The organism is Marilutibacter aestuarii (assembly GCF_006546775.1).
Classification (GTDB): Bacteria; Pseudomonadota; Gammaproteobacteria; order Xanthomonadales; family Xanthomonadaceae; genus Marilutibacter; species Marilutibacter aestuarii.
Window position 1 is genome coordinate 26,448 of the sequence record NZ_VICE01000154.1, and the last position, 21,961, is coordinate 48,408.

Below are 21,961 nucleotides of genomic sequence, written 5' to 3' on the forward strand. Positions count from 1 at the left end.
AGGCATGCCGCCGCGGAACATCACTGACAGGTCTGGCTTATGAAAAATCTTTCGTGGCTGTGGGTGCCGGCGATCCTGTGCGCGTGCACGCAGACGCAGGATTCGGCGGTGGAAGTCGAGAGGGGCGCGAAGCTGCCGACGGCGATGGCTCCGTCCGGGATGGTCGTCGCGGGTGCGTCCGGGGCCCCGCGGCATTCCGCGTTTGCGTCGGCTCCGGACAGGGGTTCGCTGGTGGACTATGTCCGGGATGCCGGCACACGCCATTCGGGCGCTTATACCTGGCGCCCGGTCGAAGTGAGCGAGGAGCATGCGCTCCGTGCGATCCAAAGCGGGCACATGTCGTTCATGTCGCCCGACGGCACGCCGATACGCCTCGCGTACGACCGTCACATCGAGCACCCGGATGGCAACTGGACCTGGATCGGCACCGCCGGGGACGGCCAGAGCGCCGTGATCACCTTCGGTGACGCCGCGGCGTTCGGCACGATTCCCCAGGGGAACGGCGAACTGCCCCTGCGACTGACCTCCAGCGATTCCCGCGGCTGGGTCGTGTCGACCGATCGTGCCCGCCTGGCGGATATCGACAACGAGGCGACGGACCCCACGCGGCCGGATTTCCTCGTGCCTCCGAAACTCGCGGCTGCGCGCACGGCGGGCATGCAGGCCGCGGGCGCGCGGGCGCAGGCAGCCACCTCCGGTGGCAAGACGGTGATCGACGTGCTCGTCGGTTATACCAATGGCTTCAGGGTGGCGCGCGGCAGCCAATCCGCCGCACAGACGCGTATCCGCAACCTGGTGGATACCACCAACCAGGCCTATGTGACCAGCCAGATCAATGCCGAGATACGCCTGGTGCATTCGATGGAAGTGAACTTCCCGGACAACACCAGCAACAACGATGCCCTCTCGAAGTTGACCGGCTTCCAGGCCCCTTCCACGCCGAAGGACCCCGATCCGGCATTCTCCGCACTGCGCGCCGCGCGCGAGCAGTACGGTGCCGACCTGGTCTCGCTGGTCCGCAGGTTCAATTCACCCGAGAACGACGGTTGCGGTGTTGCGTGGCTGCTGGGCGGGGGAGAGTCTGGAATCACGCCCAGTGACGAATACTTCGGCTACTCGGTGGTGAGCGACGGAACCGACGCTGGCGATGATGGCAAGAGCTACTACTGCCGCGACGAGACGTTCGCCCATGAGTTGGGCCATAACCTGGGTTCCACGCACGATGCGGAAACCGCCGACAACGATCCGGGTGCCTACAGCTTTTCGTTCGGTTACAAGATCACGTCGGCGTCGGCCAGTTTCCACACGATCATGGCCTACGGTGACGAGGGCCAGATGTCTTACCCGGTGTTTTCCAACCCGGCGATCACCGCCTGCGGCGGTCGCGCCTGCGGCACCAGCATGGCCGACAACGCCAGGAGCATCAATCTGACCTCGCCGATCATCGGCGCGTTCAGGGCGAGCGTCGTGGCACCGCCGCCTGGCATGGCCACTCGCATCGTGTCCGACTTCAATGGAGATGGCGTGTCCGACGTCCTCTGGAGGAATACCGCCAGCGGCGCGAATACCATCTGGCCATCAGCCGGCACCGACGGTGAGATCCCGGTCACGCGGGTCGCCAACCTCGTCTGGATGATCCCCGGCATCGGCGACTTCAACGGTGACGGCGAGGCAGACCTGTTCTGGCGGAACAGCAAGGACGGTCGCAACACGATCTGGCGCTCTGCAAGCACGACCGACGAGCAGTTCATGCCCCGGGTGGCCAATCTCGACTGGCAAGTCGTGGGCATCGGTGACCTGGATGGCGATGGAACCGACGACGTGCTCTGGCGCAATCTGCGGGACGGCCGCAACACGTACTGGCCGGGCGCGAATACCGAGCGGGAGCAGAATCTCACTCGTGTCGCGAACCTGGCCTGGAGTATCGTCGGCCTGGGTGATTTCGACGGCGACGGCCAGGACGACATCCTGTGGCGGAACGCGCGCGATGGCCGCAACACGATCTGGCGCTCGGGCGATTCCAACGCGGAGACCGCTGTTTCCGCGCGATCGGCTTCGTGGATCGTGGCAGGCGTCGGCGACTTCGACGGCGACGGTAAGGCCGATATCCTGTGGCGTGACCCCGCCAACGGGAGCAATGCCGTGTGGCCCGGCGCCCAGGCGAGCGGGGCCATCGCGCGAAACGGAAACGCAGGGACCCAGTGGCAGGTCGCGGGCGCGGGCGACTACGACGGGGACCGCCGTGCAGACGTGTTGTGGCGCCATGCAGGCACCGGCTTGAACACGATATGGCTTTCGGCCGATCCGTCGAACCAGAGGGATGTGACCACCGTCCGCAATACCACCTGGGTCATCCAGAAGTAGTCCTTCCGGCCACGGCAGGGATCAAGGACAGGCGGCCGGGAGGCCGCCTGTCTTCTTCCCGGGGTCTCAGCGGAAGAGCAGGGCCGTCACAGGTTCTGGTAGTTGGGCCCCGCGCCGCCTTCCGGCGTCACCCAATCGATGATCTGGTAGGGGTCCTTGATGTCGCAGGTCTTGCAGTGCACGCAGTTGGCGGCGTTGATCTGCAGGTGGCGCGCCGGGTTGCCGGCTTCGTCGGCCTGCTCGACGATCTCGTAGACCCCTGCCGGACAGAAGCGCGTGCACGGGTTGCCGTACTCCTCGGCGCACCGGGTGACGCAGACCGAGGTGTCGGCGACCTTCAGGTGCACCGGCTGGTCCTCGTCGTGTTCGGTGGCGGCGAAGTAGACGCCGGCCAGGCGATCGCGCGGCTCCAGGGTCCGGTCCACCCAGTCCCGCCTGGGCTGCTCGTGCTCGCCCAGGCGGTCCAGCGACGACCAGTCGGGCTTGTTCTTCAGCGTCCACGGCGAGCGTCCCCCGGTCACGGTCTCCCAGGCGGCGTTGAGCATGCCGAACCACAGGCCACGCTTGAAGCCGGGCTTGATGTTGCGGACCTTGCGCAGCTCGGCCATGGCCTCGGAGCCGCGCAGGCGGGCATCGAAACCCTCCGGCGAAAGGCTGGTCGCGACCGCGTGCTCGGCGGCGAGCATGCCGCTGCGGATGGCCTGGTGGGTGCCCTTGACCTTGGGCACGTTGAGCAGGCCCGCGGTGTCGCCGATCAGCAGCGCGCCAGGCATCTCCACCTTGGGCAGCGACTGCCAGCCGCCCGTCACGATCGCGCGCGCGCCGGCCGACAGGATGCTGCCGCCCTCCAGCAGCCCCTTCACCGAGGGGTGGTTCTTCCATTGCTGGAACGCCTCCCAGGGCCGGTATTCCGGGTCCTGGTAGTCCAGGCCGCTGACGTAGCCCAGGGCGATCCGACCCTTGTCCAGGTGGTAGAGGAAGCTGCCGCCGTAGGTGCGGTTGTCCGCGGGCCAGCCGAAGCTGTGCACGATCTTGCCCGGCGAGACGCGTTCCTCCGGTACCTGCCACAGTTCCTTGATGCCGATCGAGTACCCCTGGGGATCGCAACCGGCATCCAGGTCGAAGCGCTTGACCAGGCGCTTGGTCAGGTGGCCGCGCGCGCCTTCGGCGAGCACGGTCAGCTTGGCGCGGATGTCGATGCCGGGGGTGTAGCCGGGCTTGTGCGACCCGTCCTTGGCAATGCCCATGTCACCGATGCGCACGCCCTGGACGCTGCCGTCCTCGCCATGCAGGGTCTCGGCGGCGGCGAAACCGGGGTAGATCTCCACGCCCAGTGCCTCGGCCTGGGGCGCCAGCCAGGCGCACATGGCGCCCAGACTGACGATCACATTGCCGTGGTTGTCCATGCCGGGGGGCACCGGCAGGCGCCGCCCGCCGTCCTTGCTGAGCAGCCAGAACTCGTCCTCGGTCGCCGGCACGCAGATCGGCGGCGGGTTGTCGCGCCAGCTCGGCAGGAGGGCGTCCAGCGGGCCGGTCTCGATCACCGCGCCGGAGAGGATGTGAGCGCCGATCGTGGAGGACTTCTCGATCACGCAGACCGACAGGTCCGGATCGAGCTGCTTGAGGCGGATCGCGAACGACAGGCCGGCCGGGCCCGCGCCCACGGTGACCACGTCGTACTCCATCACGTCGCGTTCGATGTCGGGGGCGTCGGTCGGGTGTTCGCTCATGCTGGCTGCTCCGGATGCGGCTTGCGGGTCCAATGACCGGGTATTGTCGCAAAAAGCCGCCCGCCCAGCGTGGAACATGCCTGCCCTCGATCCGCCCTTGCCCGATGCCCGCCTTGATTTCACGCCCGCATGGCTCTCCCCGTCCGAAGCCGACGCGCTGTTGTCGGGCCTGCGCGACGCCATCGCCTGGGAGACGCACCGCATCCGCCTGTTCGGGCGCGAGCATGACGTGCCGCGGTTGAGCTGCTGGATCGGCGACCCGGGGGCGACCTACACCTATTCGGGCACGCGCTTCACGCCACGATCCTGGCCGGCGGCCCTGTCATGGCTGCGGGCACGCCTGATCGCGGAGCTGGACGTGCCCTTCAACAGCGTACTGGCCAACCTGTACCGCGACGGTCGCGACTGCATGGGCTGGCACAGCGACGACGAACACGAGCTGGGTCCCGCGCCAGTCATCGCCTCGCTGAGCCTGGGTGGCGAGCGCCGCTTCGTGCTCAAGCACCGCCGCGATCCCGCCCTGCGCCGGGCCCTCGTGCTCCCGCATGGCAGCCTGCTGGTGATGGCCGGGGCCACCCAGCGCCACTACCGGCACGCGCTGCCGCGCACGACCCGCGACGTGGCGCCGCGGATCAACCTGACGTTCCGGCGGGTCCAGTCGCCGTGAAGGCGGCTCAGGGCGATGCGGCCTGCTGCTGGTAACGCGAACCCTCGGCGAGCGTCCAGCCGACGATCTCGCGGCTGTTGCGGTTGAGTCCGGACTGGAAGGCCAGGACCACGTCGCCGACGGCCGGACTGCCGGCGGGCACCGATTGCGTGAAGCTCCGCGAAGCGACGATGCGCTGGTCCTTCACGTGCAGGAGCTTGGCCTGCAGGTCGATCACCGCGCGGGGAACGGCTTCACCGGGGGGGTACTCGGACTCGAAGCGCCGCAAGTCCAGCACCAGCCGATAATCGGCGCTGATGCCGGTGCCCTGGCGCGCGACGCCGGCGATCCGTCCGGAGTCTTCCAGCGACTCCATGAGGCTGTCGGCGACCATGCTGCTGGGCAGCCGGGCCCAGCGCGCGCCCTGGTAGGTCTGGAATTCGTTGGGCGTGGGCCGGACGACGATGCGCAGCGTGTCCAGCGCCGTCGCGACCTGGGGCTCGGTCACCGCCAGCTGCCAGTCCGCGCGGGGCCAGGCCGGGTCGGGCTGGAACTCGTGCACGATGTCGTAACGGGTCAGGCTGTGCGTCGGCTCGCGGTCGCCAAGGATCGAACAGCCCGCAAGCAGCGCGATCGCGACGGGTGCAAGGACGCGCGAGAGCAGGCGCGCGGGAGAGCGGGGCAGGGCGCGGGGCTTCATTCGGGTACGAACTCCTTGGGCGCCTCGCGACCGAGCAGGTAGCGCGAGGGGTTTTCGTCGAGGCGGTCGCTTATCCTCCGCAGGTCGCGCACAAGCAGGCGCAGTTCCGACAGGGTCGGCCCGAGCTGGGCGAGGCCATCGTTGGCGAAGCTGCCGATCGCGGCGCGGTTCTCGCTGAGGATGCCGTTGGCGTTGCCTGCGGCGGCGTCCAGGTTGCCCAGCGTGTTCTCCAGCTTCGAGACCAGGCCGGGCAGCTTGTCGACCAGTTCGCGGTCGATGTTCTCGATCGCGCCGTTGGTGGTGACCAGGGTGGCGTGCAGCTGTTCGCTGGACTTGCGCGCCTCGACGACCAGCGTCTTGAGGTCTTCGCGCTGGTCGGCGATGGAGCCGGTCATCGACTCGATGTTGGCCAGGGTGTTGGCGACGCGCTCCACGTTCTCCTCGCTCAGCAGCTGGTCGAGGCGCGAGACGAGGCGGTTGGCGGTGTCGGCGATGTTCTGCAGCGCGGACGGCTCGGTCTCGATGACCGGGATCTCGCGGTGGTCGGTGTCGACCAGCAGCGGGGCGCCGGGACTGCCGCCGGTGAGCTGGATGATGGGGCTGCCGGTGATGCCGGTCATCGACATCTTCGCGCGCGTGTCGGTCTTGACCGGTGCATTGGCCTGGATGCGCAGCCTGGCCAGCACGCGGCGTGGGTCGTCGGGCGCCAGGCGCAGCTTCTCCACGGTGCCCACGGCGATGCCGTTGTACTGCACGGTGCTGCCCTCGGACAGGCCGGTGACGGGCTCGTTGAAGATCACCGCGTAGGCCTGCCAGCTCTTTTCGGAGGAATACTTCGCCGCCCACAGCGCGAACAGCAGCAGGAACAGCGTCACCACGATGGTGAATGCGCCGATCAGCACGTAGTTGGCTTTCGTTTCCATCAGTCGCTGCCTTCTGTCCGTTCACGGGGCCGTGCCTCGCGGGCGTGCTGCGCGGCGCGGGCGCGCGGGCCATGGAAATACTCCTGCACCCAGGGATGGTCGAAGCGCTCGACCTCTTCGATCGGCGCGTTGACCAGCACCTTGCGGTCGGCGATCACGGCCACGCGGTCGCAGATAGCGTACAGGGTGTCGAGGTCATGGGTGATGAGGAAGACCGTCAGGCCCAGCGCCTGCTGCAGGGTCTGGATCAGCCGGTCGAACGCCGCCGCGCCGATCGGATCCAGCCCGGCGGTCGGCTCGTCGAGGAACAGCAGCGGCGGATCCAGTGCCAGGGCGCGGGCGAGGCCGGCGCGCTTGCGCATGCCGCCCGACAGCTGCGCGGGCAGCTTCTCCAGCGCTTCGGCCGGCAGTCCGGCCAGCTTGACCTTCAACAGCGCCAGTTCGTACAGCAGCGAATCGGGCAGGTGCGGGTGGTATTCCTTCAGCGGCACCTGGACGTTCTCGCCCACGGTCAGCGACGAGAACAGGGCGCCGTCCTGGAACAGCACGCCGGTGCGGCGCTCGATCTCGCGACGCTGGGTCGCGTCGTCGCTGAGCGCATCGATGCCGAGCACTTCGATCTCGCCCTCGTCGGGGCGGCGCAGGCCGAGGATGCTGCGCATCAGCACCGACTTGCCCGTGCCCGAACCGCCGACCACGCCGAGGATCTCGCCGCGGCGGACCGAGAGGTCCAGGCCATCGTGCACGACCTGTTTGCCGAATCGATTGACCAGGCCCTTGACCTGGATGATCGGCGTGTCGGCGTCGGGGCCATGGGAGTGGGGCGCGTCGGGCATTCAGATCCCCATCTGCATGAACCAGATCGCCATGAAGGCGTCGATGATGATGACCAGCGAGATCGCCTGCACCACGCTGGAGGTGGTGCGTTCGCCGACCGATTGGGCCGTCCCCTCGACCTGCAGTCCCTCCAGGCAGCCGATCAGGGCGATGATGGTCGCGAACAGCGGCGCCTTGGCCAGGCCGACGAGGAAGTGCCGCAGCTCCATCGTGTCCTGCATGCGGGCCAGGTACTGCTGCGGCGGGATGTCCAGCCCGTAGGCGCCGACGGTGAGGCCGCCGAGCAGGCCGGCGATCATCGCCACGAACGTCAGCAGGGGCAGCATGATCACCAGCGCGAGCACGCGCGGGATCACCAGCAGGTCCACGGGGTCCAGCCCGAGGGTGCGGATCGCGTCGATCTCCTCGCGGCTGACCATGGCGCCGATCTGCGCGGTGAACGCGCTCGCGGTGCGGCCGGCCAGGATGATCGAGGTCAGCAGGACCGCGAACTCGCGCAGGAATGAGATGCTGACCAGCTCGACCACGAAGATGGTCGCGCCGAAGTCGCGCAGGATGTTGGAGCCCAGGAAGGCGATCACCGCGCCGACCAGGTAGCACAGCAGCGCGACCAGGGGCACCGCGTCCAGCCCGACCTGCTCCATGTGGTGGACCGTCGCCGTGGGCCGGAACCGGGCCGGCTGGCGGAACATGCGCAGCAGCTTGACCAGCACCTCGCCGAAGAAGCCCAGCAGCCCGCGGAACTCGTACCACTTGCGGTGCACCGCGCGGCCCAGGCGCGCGAGCGCGTCGCTGACGCCCAGTTCGCGCTTGCGACCGGGTCGGTCGTCGGCGACGTCCTCGATCGCCGCAACGAGGGCCCGGTGGTCCTCGTGGAACAGGCAGGTGTCGAAGTCGATGCCACGGCGGCGGGCGAAACGGATCAGCTGCAGCACGCCGAGCGAATCGAGGCGGGTCACGTGGCGCGCGTCGAACCCGGTGGCGTCCGCGGGCGCACCGCGCAGGGCGGCGGTCACGTCGTCGGCGTAATTGAGCGTCCAACGTCCGCTGAGTCGGAGCCGGTTCGGCTGGTCGGGGGCGGCGTCGAGCCGCGGCGTGTCCGGTCGGGGCTGGTTCATGGTCGTTTGGCCGAGGATACAGGGCTCGCGCGGTCCCGTGTTCACGTGGGCGCGCACCGGCCCTGGCGAGGCTTGCCAAGCGGCGCGCGCATGCCATGCTTGCCCCATGTCCACGCCCCTGCCACCCGTGCCTGCGGCCAAGCCCCGGCCGCTGAGCGATGCGCGCTACTCCGAACGCATCCACTTCGTCTGCGAGCTGGCCGAACGCCTGCATGCCTACGGCACGACCTCGCAACGTCTCGAGGGCGCGATCACCCTGGTCGCCGAAAAGCTGTCGCTGGAGTGCGAGCCCTGGGCCAACCCGACGGGCTTGATCCTGACCTTCAGCGATCCGCTGCGGCCGCCGGGCGAAAGTGACGTGACCCGCGTGATCCGCCTCTCGCCGGGGGACAACGACCTGGCCCGCCTGGTCGAGACCGACCGTGTCGCCGAGGCCGTGCTGGCCGGTGAGATGGGACTGGCCGAGGCCCATGCGGCGCTGAAGGCGCTCGACGTGCCGCCGAGCTACCGGTCGCGGATGCTGCTGGCACTGGGCTACGGGATGTCGGCCTGTGCAGTCGCCGGCCTGTTGCGGCTGCCCTGGATGGAGATCGGGGTGGCGGCCGTCAACGGGCTGCTGATCGGCCTGCTGGTGCAGTTCGCCGAGCTCCGCCCGCGCCTGAAGGAGGGCCTGGAGGCGATCGCTGCGCTGATGGCGGCCAGCGTGACCCTGCTGGTGGCCAGTTACGTGGCGCCGTTGAACCAGAACACCGTGATCATCGCCTCGCTGATCGTCCTGTTGCCCGGCCTGGCCCTGACCAACGCCGTCAGCGAACTGACCAGCCAGCACCTGATATCGGGCACCGCGCGCTTTGCCGGCGCCGTCACCACGGTACTCAAGCTGGGCATCGGCACCGCGCTGGCGCTGTATGGCGCCACCATGCTGGGGCTGGAGCCGCAGGTGCGCGCCTGGCGCCCGCAGCCGGCCTGGGTCGAGGCCGGCGCGGTGGTGCTGGCCTCCTGTGCCTTCGCCATCCTGTTCCGGGGCCAGAAACGCGATTATCCGGTGGTGATGCTCGCCGCCGCGAGCGGCTACCTGATCTCGCGTCATGTCGGCCTGGCGCTGGGGGCGCCGGTCGGTATCTTCCTCGCCGCGTTGATCATCACCGTGGCGGGCAATGCCTACGCCCAGTGGGTCAAGCGCCCGGGCGCGGTGATCCGGGTGCCGGGCATCATCATGCTCGTGCCCGGCAGCGCCAGCCTGAGGGGCCTGTTGACCCTGATCCAGCAGCAGGACGTCGGCGCCGGCAACCAGGCCATGCTGGCGGTACTCAATATCCTGCTGTCGCTGGTCGCCGGGCTGCTGATCGGCAACCTGTTGCTGCCGTCGCGGCGAAACCTGTAGGCAGCCCCCGTCGGGATCGACATCCGTCGTTCCCGTCGAAAGGAAATACCGTCGTTGTCCGGAAAACAAAACGGACCACCTTTCGGCGTGCCGAACGCCCAGCGCGCTGCGCTGGGCCGGGGGCCTGGAGGGGGAGGCGCGGCTTGCGAAGCACCGCCATGCGCAGTGGTGCCGCTCCAGAAGCAACGGCCCACCAAGGGGCGGGCCGTCTGGAGCCCGGCGTTCGCCGGGATGACGCATTGGCAAAGGCGGTTCCGCGCTGCGGAACCGCGCCAATGCTTCACTTGATCAGGAAATCCTCGACCTTGCGGCCCTTGGCCGTGTAGGCCGCCAGCCAGCGCGGCTGCTTGCCACGGCCGGTCCAGGTGTTTTCCGCGTTGGCCGGGTCGCGATACTTCGGCGCGACCTTGCCGGTCTTGCGGGCCTTGCGCGGGGTGGCGGCCTTTGCAGCCGTGGCCTTGCCGCCGAAGAGTTCCGCGATCGTGTATCCCTCGGCCTTGGCCTGCGCGGTCAGCTTCTTGCGGACGGCGGTAATGGGCTTGCGCTTGGCCAGGGTGGTCTTGCGCTTCTTCGCCTTGGTGATGAGGGATTCGAGTTCTTTCGCGGACAGGGTGTTCAGGTCAATCGACATACGGCCTCCGGGACAAAGGGGGGATAGCGTCAGCCGTCCTTGGAAACGCCTCGGATCATAATCCCCGGGCGCCGGTTCGTAAATGCATCGATTTCCCCCGCGCTGGAATATCCGACGATTACCGGAGGCTGGTTTCTCAAAGGCCCAGCCGGGTCTTCAGGCCGGCGGCGTCGAGATTCTCCGATTCCGGTTCGCTGCGTGCGCGGTATTCGAAGGTGCCCGCCGCCAGCCCGCGTTCGGACACCACGATCCGGTGCGGGATGCCGATCAGCTCGATGTCGGCGAACATCGCGCCCGGGCGCAGGCCACGGTCGTCGAGCGCGGTTTCCACGCCCGCGTCGTTGAGCTCCCGGTACAGCGCCTCGGCGGCCTCGGTGACGGCCGGGTCCTTCTTGGGGTTGATCATGCACACGACCGCGCGCCACGGCGCCATCGACTCCGGCCAGCGGATGCCGTTCGCGTCGAAGTTCTGCTCGATCGCCGCCGCCACGATGCGCGACACGCCAATCCCGTAGCAGCCCATGGCAGGCACGACCGCCCTGCCGGTTTCGTCCAGCACGGTGCATTTCATTGCTTCGGCGTATTTGCGCCCGAGCTGGAATACATGGCCTACCTCGATGCCCCGGCATATTCCCAGGGTGCCGTGCCGGTCGGGCGAACGGTCGCCCTCGACCACGTTGCGGATATCGGCGACGGTTTCCGGCTCGGGCAGGTCGCGGCCCCAGTTGACACCCGCCAGGTGGAAGCCGGGTCGATTGGCGCCGACCACGAAATCGGCCAGCGCGGCGACGCTGCGGTCGGCCACGACGCGGACCGGCTGGCGCGGCGACACCGGACCCAGGAAACCGGGCTCGCTGCCCAGGTGCGTCAGGATTTCAGCCTCCGTGGCCATGCGGTACTCGCCCAGGCCCGGCAGTTTGGCCAGCTTGATTTCGTTGAGCACGTGGTCGCCGCGGACCAGCGCCAGGACGAACTGGGCTTCGCCGTCGGCGTCAGCGCCGACCAGGGCGATCGACTTGACGGTGCGCTCCAGGCCGACGCCCATCAGTTCGGCGACGGCCTCGCAGGTCTTCTGGGTCGGCGTTTCCACCTCCCGCATGCTTTCCTCGGCCGCGTGCCGCTCGCCCTCGGGCAGGGCTTCGGCCAACTCGACGTTGGCGGCGTAGTCCGAGTCGCTGGAATATGCGATCGCATCCTCGCCGGATTCGGCCAGGACGTGGAATTCGTGCGAGGCGCTACCGCCGATGCTGCCCGTGTCGGCGAATACCGCGCGATATTCCAGGCCCAGGCGGGTGAATATCCGGCAATACGCGTTGAACATGTTCAGGTATTCGCGGCCCAGGTCCTCGTCGGTGACGTGGAAGGAATAGGCGTCCTTCATCAGGAACTCGCGCGCGCGCATCACGCCGAAGCGGGGGCGGATCTCGTCGCGGAACTTGGTCTGGATCTGGTAGAAGGTCACCGGGAGCTGCTTGTAGCTGGCCAACTCGTCACGGGCGAAGTCGGTGATGACCTCCTCATGGGTGGGGCCATAGCAGTACCACGCGTCCTTGCGGTCCTTCATTTTCAGCAGCTGGCCACCGAACTTCTCCCAGCGGCCGGTCTCTTCCCACAGCTCCCGGGGCTGCACCGAGGGCATGAGCAGTTCGACCGCGCCGGACGCATCCATCTCCTCGCGCACGACCCGCTCGACCTTGCGCAGCACGCGCAGGCCCAGGGGCGACCAGGTATACAGGCCTGCGGCCAGCTTGCGGATCATGCCCGCCTTGAGCATCAGCTTGTGGCTGACCAGCTCGGCGTCGGCGGGGGTTTCCTTGCTGGTGTGGAGATGGAACTGCGACAGGCGCATCGGCGGGATTCTTGGCGGGAAAGCGGCCATTTTGCCGCGCGCGGGCGTGCGAAGCGAGCCCGCCGGACGTGGCGGCGGGCCGAGTGCCCCGCGGTGCGGCGGTCAGGCGTCGCCGGACGCGCCCTGGTTGGGGGTGGATGCCTGGCAGTGGACCTGGATGGCGGCTTCCGCCAATTGCTTCTGTGCGGCGCGCTGGGCCTCGTTGAGGGTGCCGTCGGCCTTGCCGTCGCCATCCTCGTCGATGCCCACCGGAGTGCCCGTCTCGAGCTGGGCGAGGTTGGCGCGTGCCGAAGCGCACTGGGCCGTCACGACCGGCTGGCCATCGCCCTCCTGCCGGGACACCGCGGGGTCGCTGGCGTGGATACTGCGGTTCTTGTATTCGTGGCCCGCCGGGGGCGAATCGGAATAATGGGTGACGCCGTTGGCATCCTTCCACTGGTACACCTCGCCAGCGACGGCGGTCACGGAGGCCATCAGCAATGCTGCCAGGAGCAGGCCGCGACGGGGCGACGGGGTTACAGGAACGCAGGGCAGGGTCTGGCGGGACATGTAAGACTCCGTTCGCGGCAGAATTGCCGGCAGGTCACGATTCCATCACCGCTGGGGCGGGCAGGCAAGCGATACACTCTACGGCATGCAAGAAACTCCGACTCCATCACGTCCCCGCGGCCGCGGCATCTACCTGCTGCCGAACCTGTTCACGACCGGCGGCCTGTTCGCGGGCTTCTACGCCATCATCGCGGCATCGCAGGGGCATTATTCGACCGCGTGCATCGCCGTTTTCGTGGCGGCCGTCCTTGATGGGCTGGATGGACGGGTGGCGCGGCTGACCAATACCCAGAGCGAATTCGGCGTCCAGTACGACTCGCTGGCCGACCTGATCAGTTTCGGCCTGGCGCCGGCCATGGTCATGTACCACTGGTCCCTGCAAACCCTGAAGTACGACAGCATCACAGCCGGCAAGATCGGCTGGATCGCGGCCTTCCTGTACGCGGCCTGCGCCGCCCTGCGCCTGGCGCGCTTCAATTCGCAGGTCGCGGTGGTGGACAAGCGCTGGTTCATCGGCCTGGCCAGTCCCGCGGCCGCGGGACTGCTCGCCAGCGCGGTGTGGACGGCCGAGGAGCTGGGATACAGCGGCGAACAGTTGCGCTACGCCGCGCTCGCAGTGACCGTGTCGGCGGCCCTGCTGATGGTCAGCGGCCTGCGCTATTCGAGTTTCAAGGGCGGGCCGCGGCATGACCGCGTCCCGTTCCTGGCGATCATCGCCGTGCTCGTCGTGCTGGTGGCGATCGCGATCGACCCGCCCACCGTGCTGCTCGCGATCGCGTCGCTGTATGCACTGTCGGGGCCCGTCTACTGGGTGTACCGCAAGCTGCGCCGCCCCAAGGGGGAGGGCACTGCGTGAGCCTGCCGTGGACCGCCGAGCAGCGCGAATGGCTGCAGGCCCTCGGCCACCCGGTGATGATGCCGGTGGGCGGTCCCGGGGCCATGGACGTCGAGACACACGCACCTGTCCCGCGGACGGAAGCCGGCGAGCCCCCCGGGTCGGCGCCGCCCCCGGACCGTGGGCCGATGCTGGGCATCCCGAAACCGCGGCCGATGGCGCCGGTCCTCGTGGACTTGCCCGTGTCCAAGGCCCCGCCGGCAACGGCACCGGACACACCCGCGGTCGCGCCGGCCCGGCTGGATCTCTCCGACCCGCTGTACCGTGCCTTGTTGCGAGCCACGGCGCAGCGGACCCCGCGTGAAGGCCAGGCCGTGCTGGCCGCGCTCGAGTTCGAGTTGGAGGCCCTGCGCGACGGCGCGGTGGCCAAGCGCGCGCTATGGCACGCGCTGCGCGCCGCGCGCCGGGGCTCGCGCCGATGAGCGCGCAACCCGACAACCCGCCGCATGCCCTCGCCAGCCTGAGGCCGATGCGCGAGACGGACCTGGACGCGGTGTTCGCGGTGGAGATCGCGGCCTATCCGTTCCCCTGGTCGATGGGCATCTTCCGCGACTGCCTGCGCGCCGACTACCCGGCCTGGGTGCTCGAGGACGACGAGGGCATCGTCGGCTATTTCCTCGTCAGCCTGGCCGCGGGCGAGGCCCATGTACTGAACATCTGCATCGCGCCGGACCGGCAGGGCCGCGGACACGGCCGGCGGCTGCTGCGCGCGCTGCTGCAGATCGCGAGGGCGCGTGGTGCCGAGCGGGTGTTCCTCGAGGTGCGCCCGTCCAACCGGGGCGCGATCGAGCTCTACCACCAGGAAGGATTCAACGAGATCGGCCGCCGGCCGCGCTACTACCCCTCGCACGATGGCCGCGAGGACGCGCTGGTGATGGCGATCGAGCTGCTGTCGCACTGACGCCGGCTGGGGCCGGCGCCGCGCGCGCCGCTTACAGCTTGGCGCGCTGTGCGACCAGGGCGTCGTGCTGCCGGGTCCAGTCGGCCAGGCGCTCGCGCTCCTGCTCCACCACCGCGGCCGGCGCGTTGGCCACGAAGGTGGCATTGCCCAGCTTGCCGTTGCACTTGGCGATCTCGCCCGTCACGCGCTTGATTTCCTTGTCCAGGCGCGAACGCTCGGCGCCGAGGTCGACCAGGCCTTCCAGCGGCACCAGCAGCTTCAGATCGCCGACCACCGCGGCCGCCGCGGGCGGCGCTTCGGCGCCGTCCTCCAGGGCCTCGATCCGCTCCAGGCGGTTCAGGAAGCGCAGCTGCGAGCCGAACCGGGCAATGCGCGCGTGGTCGGCCGGACCGCCGCCCGCCAGCAGCAGCGGCACCTGGCGGGTGGGCGCGACGTTGAGTTCACTGCGCACGCGGCGCAGGGCCGAGACCATCGACTTGAGCCAGGCCACGTCGATCTCGGCCGCCTGGAAGCCATCGACGTCCAGCTCGCCGGCGGTCGGGTAGGGCCGGCGCATGATCGTGCCCGCCAGGCCCAGGCGTGGCGCGACCGCCTGCCACAGCTCCTCGGTCACGAACGGCACCAGCGGATGCAGCAGCGAGAGCAGGCGCTCGAGCACGTGCAGCAGGGTGTGGCGGGTGCTGTCGGCGGCGTCGGCGTCGTCGCCGCCCAGCGCCGGCTTGGACAGCTCGACGAACCAGTCGCAGAAGTCGTTCCAGGCGAACTCGTAGAGCACCTGGCTGAGCAGGTCGAAACGGTAGTCGGCGAAGTGGCGCGCGGCCTCGGCGGCGGTCTGGTCGAGGCGGGCAAGGATCCAGCGCTCGGTCTCGGTCCGCGGTTGCGGCACGCCCTCGAACACGCGGTCCTCGGTGTTCATCAGCACGAACCGGGTCGCGTTCCACAACTTGTTGCAGAAGTTCTTGTAGCCCTCGGCGCGGCCGAGGTCGAACTTTATGTCGCGACCCGGGCCGGCGAGCGCGGCCAGGGTGAAGCGCAGCGCGTCGGCGCCGAAGGCGGGAATGCCCTCGGGGAATTCGCGGCGGGTCGCCTTCTCGATCTTCTCGGCCATCCTCGGCTGCATCAGTCCCGAGGTCCGCTTGGCGACGAGCGCGTCGGCGCTGATGCCGTCGATCAGGTCCAGCGGATCGAGCACGTTGCCCTTGGACTTGGACATCTTCTGGCCATGCGAATCGCGCACCAGGCCGGTGATGTAGACATCGCGGAACGGCACTTCACCGGTGAAGTGGTCGCTCATCATGATCATCCGGGCGACCCAGAAGAAGATGATGTCGAAACCGGTGACCAGTACCGACGAGGGCAGGAAGCGGTCGAAGCCGCGTGCGGCCATCGCCTCCGGGTCCGGCCAGCCCAGCGTGCTGAACGGCCACAGCGCGGAGGAGAACCAGGTCTCCAGCACGTCGGCGTCCTGGCGCAGCGCGACCTCGTCGCCCAGCGCGTTCATCGCCCGCACCTCGGCCTCGTCGCGGCCGACGTAGGCCTTCCCGGCATCGTCGTACCAGGCGGGGATGCGATGGCCCCACCAGAGCTGCCGGCTGATGCACCAGTCCTGGATGTTCTCCATCCAGTGGCGGTAGGTGTTGATCCAGTTGCCGGGCACGAAGCGGACGTCGCCGGGCTTTCCATCGGTGCCGGCCGCCAGTTCGAGGCCGCGTGCGCCGAGCGCGTCCATCTTCACGAACCACTGGTCGGTCAGGTAGGGCTCGATGGCCTGCCCGCTGCGATCGCCGCGCGGCACCTGCAGTTTGTGCGCCTTCTCCTCGACCAGCAGCCCGGCGGCCTCGAGCTCGCCGAGCATCTGCTTGCGCGCGACGTAGCGGTCAAGACCGCGGTAGGCCTCCGGCGCGTTGTCGTTGATCGAGGCATCGGGCGCCAGGATGCTGATCATCGGCAGGCCATGGCGCTGGCCGACCTGGTAGTCGTTGAAGTCGTGCGCGGGCGTGACCTTGACCACGCCGGTGCCGAAGTCGCGCTCGACGTAGGCGTCGGCGATCACCGGGATGCGGCGGCCGCTCAGCGGCAGCTCGACCGTGGCGCCGACCAGCGCGGCGTAGCGCGCGTCGTCCGGGTGCACCATCACCGCGGTGTCGCCGAGCATGGTCTCCGGTCGCGTCGTGGCGACCACGAGGTAGTCGCGGCGCTCGCGCAGGAGCTCGTTGCCGTCGGCGTCGAGCTCGACGTGCTCGTAGTCCGCGCCATCGGCCAGCGGGTAACGGATCGACCACAGGAAACCGTCTTCTTCCTGGTTGACGACTTCCAGGTCGGAGATCGCCGTCTTCAGCACCGGATCCCAGTTGACCAGGCGCTGCCCGCGGTAGATCAGGCCTTCCTGGTGCAGGCGGACGAAGGCCTCGACCACGGCACCGGCCGGCATGTCGTCCATCGTGAAGACCTTGCGGGTCCAGTCGCCGGAGGTGCCGATGCGGCGCATCTGCCGCTCGATGGTGTCGCCCGAGTGCGCCTTCCACTCCCAGACCTTGCCGATGAAGCCCTCGCGGCCAAGGGAATCGCGCGTGTCGCCCTTGCCCTCGGCGGCGAGGTTGCGCGAAACCACCATCTCGGTGGCGATGCCGGCATGGTCGCTGCCCATCTGCCACAGCACGTCGAAGCCGCGCATGCGGTGGTAGCGCACCAGCGCGTCCATCAGGGTGTGCTGGAAGGCGTGGCCCATGTGCAGGGTGCCGGTGACGTTCGGCGGTGGCAGCAGGATGCAGTACGGCTCGCCTTCGCCGGACGGCGCGAACACGCCGCTGGACTCCCACTGCTCATAGAGGCGGGATTCGAACTGGGTGGGGTCGTAACTGGGGGCGAGGGCGTGGTTCATGGGGGTCCTGGTCCGGGTCTGCCCCGTCGGGCGACGGTCGTCGCCGAGGGGATGGCCGGCGCCCGCGGGGCGGGGCCGGCACGGGGTCACATGTCGTGCTTCTTCACGTCGATGCCAAGGGCCTGGTACTGCTTCCAGCGCTCGCGCAGGGGGCCGCGCGCGCCTTCGTCGGCCGGTACGACCTCAAGTACGCGCTCGAAAGCGCCTTCCACCGCGGCATCGCGCAGGTTGATGACGATCGGTCGAAGCGCCACGTCGGCGTCCGGGGTCGCGATGAGCACGTCGGCTTCGTCCTCGTCGACGTCGACCCCGACGATCTGGTGCGGGATGAAGGCATCCGGGTCGAACGACCACAGCAGGTCGTCGAGCTGCTCGGCCTGGGCGGCGTCGCGCGCCAGGACCAGGGTGGGGACGCCTTTTTCATAGGCCTTGCGGGCGAGCTCGCAGACCAGGCGCAGGGGCTCCTCGCGGAAGCGCGGCTTGGCGATCAGGTAGAAGTCGGCGCTGGGCATCTTGGATGGGAGTCGAGGCAGGGAATCGGGAACGTGGCGATCAGGCGCGGGAGCGACTGCCGTCGGGGCAGTCGCACGGGCAAGAATGGAGGAGGCTTCTCACCATTCCCTTCCCCCCATTCTCAATTCACGCGTCCTGCCTGGTCGATCAGCCACTGGCTGAGCAGGCCGACCGGGCGACCGGTCGCCATGCCCTTGCGGCCTTCGTCGCTGGCGCTGCCGGCGATGTCCAGGTGCGCCCAGCGCTGGCCTTCGGTGAAGCGCGACAGGAAGCAGCCGGCGGTGATCGCGCCCGCCCAGCGGCCGCCGATGTTGTAGACATCGGCGTAGGCCGAGTCGAGCATCGACTGGTATTCGTCCCACAGCGGCAGGCGCCAGGCGCGGTCGAAGACCTGCTCGCCGGCGGCCAGCAGCTCGTTGGCGAGGTCGTCGTCCTTGCTCATCAGGCCACTGGCGTACTTGCCCAGGGCGATCATGCAGGCGCCGGTCAGGGTCGCGACGTCGACCAGGGCGGCAGGCTCGAACCTCGAAGCGTAGGTCAGCGCATCGCACAGGATCAGGCGGCCCTCGGCGTCGGTGTTGCCGACCTCGATCGTCTTGCCGGACATGCTGGTCAGCACGTCCGAGGGGCGGTAGGCGTCGGCGTCGGGCATGTTCTCGACCGCCGGGACCACCACCACCAGGTTGACCGGCAGGGCCATGCCGACCGCGGACACGAAAGTGCCCATGACCGTCGCCGCGCCGCACATGTCGAACTTCATCTCCTCGATGCCGCCCTGGGTCTTGAGGTTGATGCCGCCGGTGTCGAAGGTGATGCCCTTGCCGACCAGGACGTAAGGCTTGCTGTCGCCGCCATTGGCGTACTTGAGCACCACCAGGCGCGGCGGGTTGGCCGAGCCGCGGCCGACGGCGAGCAGCGAGCCCATGCCCAGCTTCTCCATGTCGGCCACTTCCAGCACCTCGCACTCGGTGTTGTCGAAGCGGTCGGCGAACTTGCGGCCCTGCTCGGCCAGGTAGCCGGGGTTGCAGATGTTCGGCGGCAGGTTGCCCAGTTCGCGGGCGAACTGCACGCCGGCGGCCGTGCCCTTGCCCAGCGCCAGCGCGGCCTCGTCGTCGCCGCTGATCGACAGGCGCTTGAGGCCCTTGTGCTCGCGGGCCTTGTTCTTGGCGCCCAGGGTGGCGGTGTAGCGGTAGGCGGCGTGGTCGGCGGCGATCACGGCCTGGCGGATCGCCCAGGCGGCATCGCGGCCGGCGACCGGCAGCTCCGACAGGGTGAAGACGGCGCGTTCGACCGGGCCGGTCTTCAGCGCGCGGGTCGCGTCGGCCACCGCCTTGAGGTACTGCGGGACGCCGAACTTGCCCGCTTCGCCCAGGCCGACCACCAGCACGCGCGGGGCGGTGACGCCCTCCATGTCGTGCAGCAGTGCGGTCCGGCCGGTCTTGCCGCTGACGTCGCCGCGCTCGGCCAGCGCCTTGATGCGGCCGCTGCTGGCGGCATCGATGGCCTGCGCGGCGGGGCTGAGGCTGTTGTCGGCGAAGATGCCGACGACGATGCAGTCGGCTTGGGCGGCGGCGGGGGCGTCGCGGTTCAGGTCGAATTCTAGGGCCATGAAACAGATTCCCGGGTAAGAATGAAGAGTTTCCGTACAATCGGCGGACGGGAGGCCTGCCTGGGCCTGCTGCCAATCCCGGCGCGGCGCCTGCCGTGCCCGCCCGCTGTCGACGAAAGAACCCCCGAGTCTAAAGCAAGCCCGCCCGATGCCGAAGCTTGACCGATATCTGCTGAGCGAATTCGTACAGTCGGTGTTCGCCACCCTGGTGATCCTGCTGATCGTCTGCGTCGGCGGCGCCCTCACCGACGTGCTCGGCGACATCGCGCGCGGGCGGCTGCCGGCGGGCCTGCTGCTCAGCCAGTTGGGCCTGGTCCTGCTGAACTGGCTGCCGGTCATCCTGCCCCTGGCCCTGATGCTCGGCCTGATGCTGGCGATGGGGCGGCTCTACCGGGATGCCGAAATGCCGGTGATCGCCTCGATCGGCGTGGGTCCGCGCCGGCTGCTCAGGCCGCTGGCGTGGGTGGTGCTGCCGGTGGTGGCGGTCGTCGCTGCCTGTTCATTGTGGCTGGGCCCGTGGGCCGAGCGGGTTTCGCGCGAGATGATCAACGAGGCCAATCGCAACCTCATCGTCGCCGGGCTCGAGCCCGGGCGCTTCACCGAGCTGCCCGGCGGCAGCGGCGTTGCGTTCGTCGGCGAGATGGACGGCGAGGGCCAGCGCTTCGACCGGGTATTCGTCTATCGCAAGCGCGAGGACCGCATCAACGTCGTCACCTCCAACCAGGGGGAACTCAGGACCGGCGAGGATGGCTTGCGCTACCTGGTCCTGAACAATGGCTTCGAGGTCGAGGGTCCCGGTGCCGGCGGCAAGGATTTCCGGCTGATGCGCTATGCCAGCAACGAGGTCCGGATGCCCGCCGGCAAGGAAAAATACGCACTGGACGAGCCGGAGGCGCAGCCCACGCTTGCCCTGGTCGGCGATCCACGGCCGGAAGCCGGCGCGCAGCTGCACCGCCGACTGGCGCCACCGCTGCTGGCCCTGGCGTTCGCCCTGATGGCCATTCCGCTGGCGCGGAGCATGCCCCGGCAACCGCGCTACGGCAGCATGCTGCTGGGCTTCCTCGGCTACCTGGTCGGCGTGATGCTGATGCTGGTGGGCACCGGCTGGCTGGCGGGCGGCAAGATCCCGCTCGGGCTCGGACTGTGGTGGCTGGTGCTGCCGCTGCTGGCCTTTGGCGCCTGGATCTACCTGCGCGATGGCAGCATGCGCCGGCCGAGGGTGCGCGCATGAGCCGTCCCATGTTCAAGGTCCACGATCTGTACGTCGCTCGCGCCGTGCTCGGGGCGGTGCTGCTGACCTGGGGCGTGCTGCTGGGTCTGGACGTCATGCTGGCGCTGGTCAGCGAGCTGAGCGACGTGGGCAAGGGGCGTTACGGCTTCATGCAGGCGCTGGTGTACACCGGCCTCACCGTCCCGCGCCGCGCCAACTACCTGTTCCCCTATGCGGCGGTGATCGGTTCGCTGATGGCGCTGGGCCAGCTGGCCGCGACCTCCGAACTGACCGCGCTGCGCGCGGTGGGCCTGTCGCGGCGTCGCATCGGCATCACGGTCGCGGTCGCCGTGGCCCTGCTTACCGCGCTCATGTCGCTCAGTGGCGAAACCCTGGGCCCGGAGGGCCAGCGCCGGGCCGACGCACTCAAGGCCTCGTCGAAGTCGGACGACATGATCGTGGCGCAGTATTCCGGCGTCTGGGCGCGGGAGGGCGATACCATCCTCAACGCCGCTGCAGGCCAGGAGCGCGACGACGGCGGCGATCGCTGGATCGAGTTGCACGACGTGCACCTGTACGAATTCGCCGACGACGGCCGCCTGAAATCGATGGCCCTGGTGAAGGTGGCCGAGCATCGCCCCGGCGGCTGGCTGCTGCGCGACGTCACCCGCACGTATTTCGACGAGCGTTCGGTGACCGAGTCGCACGTGGACGAGGAAAAGTGGGAGTCGCGGCTCGATGCGACCGCACTCACGGCCGGTACCGACAGGCCCCGCTACCTGAGCGCCGGCACGCTGCGCGAAGCGATCGAGTACCGCAAGCGCAACAATCTCGACGCCAGCGAGTTCGAGGAGCACTACTGGGGTCGCTGGTTCTACCCGCTCAACGTCATCGTGCTGTGCCTGGCCGCGATCCCCTTCGCGTTCGGCCTGCTGCGCAGCGGCGGCACCGGCAAGCGCCTGTTCGTCGGCATCCTGTTCGCACTCGGCTTCTACCTGCTGCAGTCGCAGTTCGTGCAGTTGGCGAAGGTCCTCAAGTTTGACTTCCGAATTGCCTACCTGCTGCCGACCCTGGTGATGGTGGCCGTCTCCGCTTTCCTCTTCCGCCGAAGATCGGGGTGAGGCAAGACCGCTTGCGCGGCACTGCCGCGCGGTCTTGCCGAACGCCCAGCGCGCTGCGCTGGGCCGGGGGGTGAGGGGACGCGGCTTGCGAACCACCGGT

The 21,961-nt window shown here is 68.8% G+C and carries 18 protein-coding genes and 1 pseudogene; 8 read left to right on the forward strand and 11 right to left on the reverse strand.

Annotated features, from left to right (window positions below; all coding sequences use genetic code 11):
- The first annotated feature begins 39 nt into the window (after window positions 1–39).
- Window positions 40–2,364 carry a reprolysin-like metallopeptidase gene (locus FKV25_RS15820; protein ID WP_141519753.1) on the forward strand — a complete coding sequence of 775 codons (2,325 nt, stop codon included), beginning with the start codon at window positions 40–42 and terminating at the stop codon, window positions 2,362–2,364.
- Window positions 2,365–2,450: 86 nt separating this feature from the next.
- Here FKV25_RS15820 and FKV25_RS15825 read toward each other — a convergent pair whose 3' ends face one another.
- A complete protein-coding gene (locus FKV25_RS15825; protein WP_141519754.1) occupies window positions 2,451–4,094 on the reverse strand; it encodes an electron transfer flavoprotein-ubiquinone oxidoreductase in 1,644 nt (547 codons plus the stop codon).
- A 76-nt stretch (window positions 4,095–4,170) separates the two neighbouring features.
- Between FKV25_RS15825 and FKV25_RS15830 the strand changes: the two genes are divergently transcribed.
- The gene (locus FKV25_RS15830; protein WP_141519755.1) at window positions 4,171–4,761 is read left to right on the forward strand and encodes an alpha-ketoglutarate-dependent dioxygenase AlkB family protein; all 591 of its coding nucleotides are present in this window, start codon (window positions 4,171–4,173) and stop codon (window positions 4,759–4,761) included.
- A 7-nt stretch (window positions 4,762–4,768) separates the two neighbouring features.
- On the opposite strand, the gene FKV25_RS15835 is transcribed toward FKV25_RS15830, so the two are convergent.
- From FKV25_RS15835 to FKV25_RS15850, 4 genes are read right to left on the reverse strand one after another with little or no spacing between them, the layout of a single operon-like run.
- Window positions 4,769–5,440: an ABC-type transport auxiliary lipoprotein family protein gene (locus FKV25_RS15835; RefSeq protein ID WP_141519756.1), complete on the reverse strand. Its 672-nt coding sequence runs from the start codon at window positions 5,438–5,440 to the stop codon at window positions 4,769–4,771.
- The gene (locus FKV25_RS15840; RefSeq protein ID WP_141519757.1) at window positions 5,437–6,363 is read right to left on the reverse strand and encodes an MlaD family protein; all 927 of its coding nucleotides are present in this window, start codon (window positions 6,361–6,363) and stop codon (window positions 5,437–5,439) included. Before FKV25_RS15840 ends, FKV25_RS15835 begins: the two co-directional genes overlap by 4 nt.
- Window positions 6,363–7,199, reverse strand: coding sequence for an ABC transporter ATP-binding protein (locus tag FKV25_RS15845; RefSeq protein ID WP_141519758.1), 837 nt, complete (start codon window positions 7,197–7,199; stop codon window positions 6,363–6,365). The genes FKV25_RS15840 and FKV25_RS15845 overlap by 1 nt, the downstream gene beginning before the upstream one ends.
- A complete protein-coding gene (locus FKV25_RS15850) occupies window positions 7,200–8,318 on the reverse strand; it encodes an ABC transporter permease (RefSeq protein WP_141519759.1) in 1,119 nt (372 codons plus the stop codon).
- 106 nt (window positions 8,319–8,424) lie between these two features.
- Here FKV25_RS15850 and FKV25_RS15855 point away from each other — a divergent pair, with 106 nt between their 5' ends.
- On the forward strand, window positions 8,425–9,702 hold the full coding sequence (locus FKV25_RS15855) for a threonine/serine exporter family protein (protein ID WP_141519760.1): 1,278 nt from the start codon (window positions 8,425–8,427) through the stop codon (window positions 9,700–9,702).
- Window positions 9,703–9,988: 286 nt separating this feature from the next.
- On the opposite strand, the pseudogene FKV25_RS15860 reads toward FKV25_RS15855, so the two are convergent.
- The 3 genes and pseudogenes from FKV25_RS15860 to FKV25_RS15870 form a co-directional block, all read right to left on the reverse strand.
- Window positions 9,989–10,333, reverse strand: a pseudogene (locus tag FKV25_RS15860) (H-NS histone family protein); the annotation flags it as partial.
- 136 nt (window positions 10,334–10,469) lie between these two features.
- Window positions 10,470–12,182: a proline--tRNA ligase gene (locus FKV25_RS15865; RefSeq protein WP_141519762.1), complete on the reverse strand. Its 1,713-nt coding sequence runs from the start codon at window positions 12,180–12,182 to the stop codon at window positions 10,470–10,472.
- A gap of 102 nt (window positions 12,183–12,284) precedes the next feature.
- Window positions 12,285–12,731 carry a DUF4124 domain-containing protein gene (locus tag FKV25_RS15870; RefSeq protein ID WP_141519763.1) on the reverse strand — a complete coding sequence of 149 codons (447 nt, stop codon included), beginning with the start codon at window positions 12,729–12,731 and terminating at the stop codon, window positions 12,285–12,287.
- Between the two features lie 85 nt (window positions 12,732–12,816).
- Between FKV25_RS15870 and pssA the strand changes: the two genes are divergently transcribed.
- From pssA to rimI, 3 genes are read left to right on the forward strand one after another with little or no spacing between them, the layout of a single operon-like run.
- Window positions 12,817–13,587, forward strand: coding sequence for a CDP-diacylglycerol--serine O-phosphatidyltransferase (pssA, locus tag FKV25_RS15875; protein ID WP_141519764.1), 771 nt, complete (start codon window positions 12,817–12,819; stop codon window positions 13,585–13,587).
- Window positions 13,584–14,048: a hypothetical protein gene (locus FKV25_RS15880; protein ID WP_141519765.1), complete on the forward strand. Its 465-nt coding sequence runs from the start codon at window positions 13,584–13,586 to the stop codon at window positions 14,046–14,048. Before pssA ends, FKV25_RS15880 begins: the two co-directional genes overlap by 4 nt.
- Window positions 14,045–14,527: a ribosomal protein S18-alanine N-acetyltransferase gene (gene rimI, locus FKV25_RS15885; protein WP_141519766.1), complete on the forward strand. Its 483-nt coding sequence runs from the start codon at window positions 14,045–14,047 to the stop codon at window positions 14,525–14,527. Before FKV25_RS15880 ends, rimI begins: the two co-directional genes overlap by 4 nt.
- 31 nt (window positions 14,528–14,558) lie before the next feature.
- On the opposite strand, the gene FKV25_RS15890 is transcribed toward rimI, so the two are convergent.
- From FKV25_RS15890 to FKV25_RS15900, 3 genes are all read right to left on the reverse strand, one after another.
- Window positions 14,559–17,408 (reverse strand): valine--tRNA ligase, encoded by a 2,850-nt coding sequence (locus tag FKV25_RS15890; RefSeq protein ID WP_141519767.1) that lies wholly within the window; start codon window positions 17,406–17,408, stop codon window positions 14,559–14,561.
- Window positions 17,409–17,494: 86 nt separating this feature from the next.
- Entirely contained in the window at window positions 17,495–17,920 is a 426-nt protein-coding gene (locus FKV25_RS15895; RefSeq protein WP_141519768.1) for a DNA polymerase III subunit chi, read from the reverse strand.
- A 122-nt stretch (window positions 17,921–18,042) separates the two neighbouring features.
- Entirely contained in the window at window positions 18,043–19,530 is a 1,488-nt protein-coding gene (locus FKV25_RS15900; protein WP_141519769.1) for a leucyl aminopeptidase, read from the reverse strand.
- 148 nt (window positions 19,531–19,678) lie between these two features.
- Between FKV25_RS15900 and lptF the strand changes: the two genes are divergently transcribed.
- Together lptF and lptG are read left to right on the forward strand one after the other, a co-directional pair.
- Entirely contained in the window at window positions 19,679–20,761 is a 1,083-nt protein-coding gene (lptF, locus tag FKV25_RS15905; protein WP_141519770.1) for an LPS export ABC transporter permease LptF, read from the forward strand.
- Window positions 20,710–21,861, forward strand: coding sequence for an LPS export ABC transporter permease LptG (gene lptG, locus FKV25_RS15910; protein WP_211345468.1), 1,152 nt, complete (start codon window positions 20,710–20,712; stop codon window positions 21,859–21,861). Before lptF ends, lptG begins: the two co-directional genes overlap by 52 nt.
- Window positions 21,862–21,961: the final 100 nt, after the last annotated feature.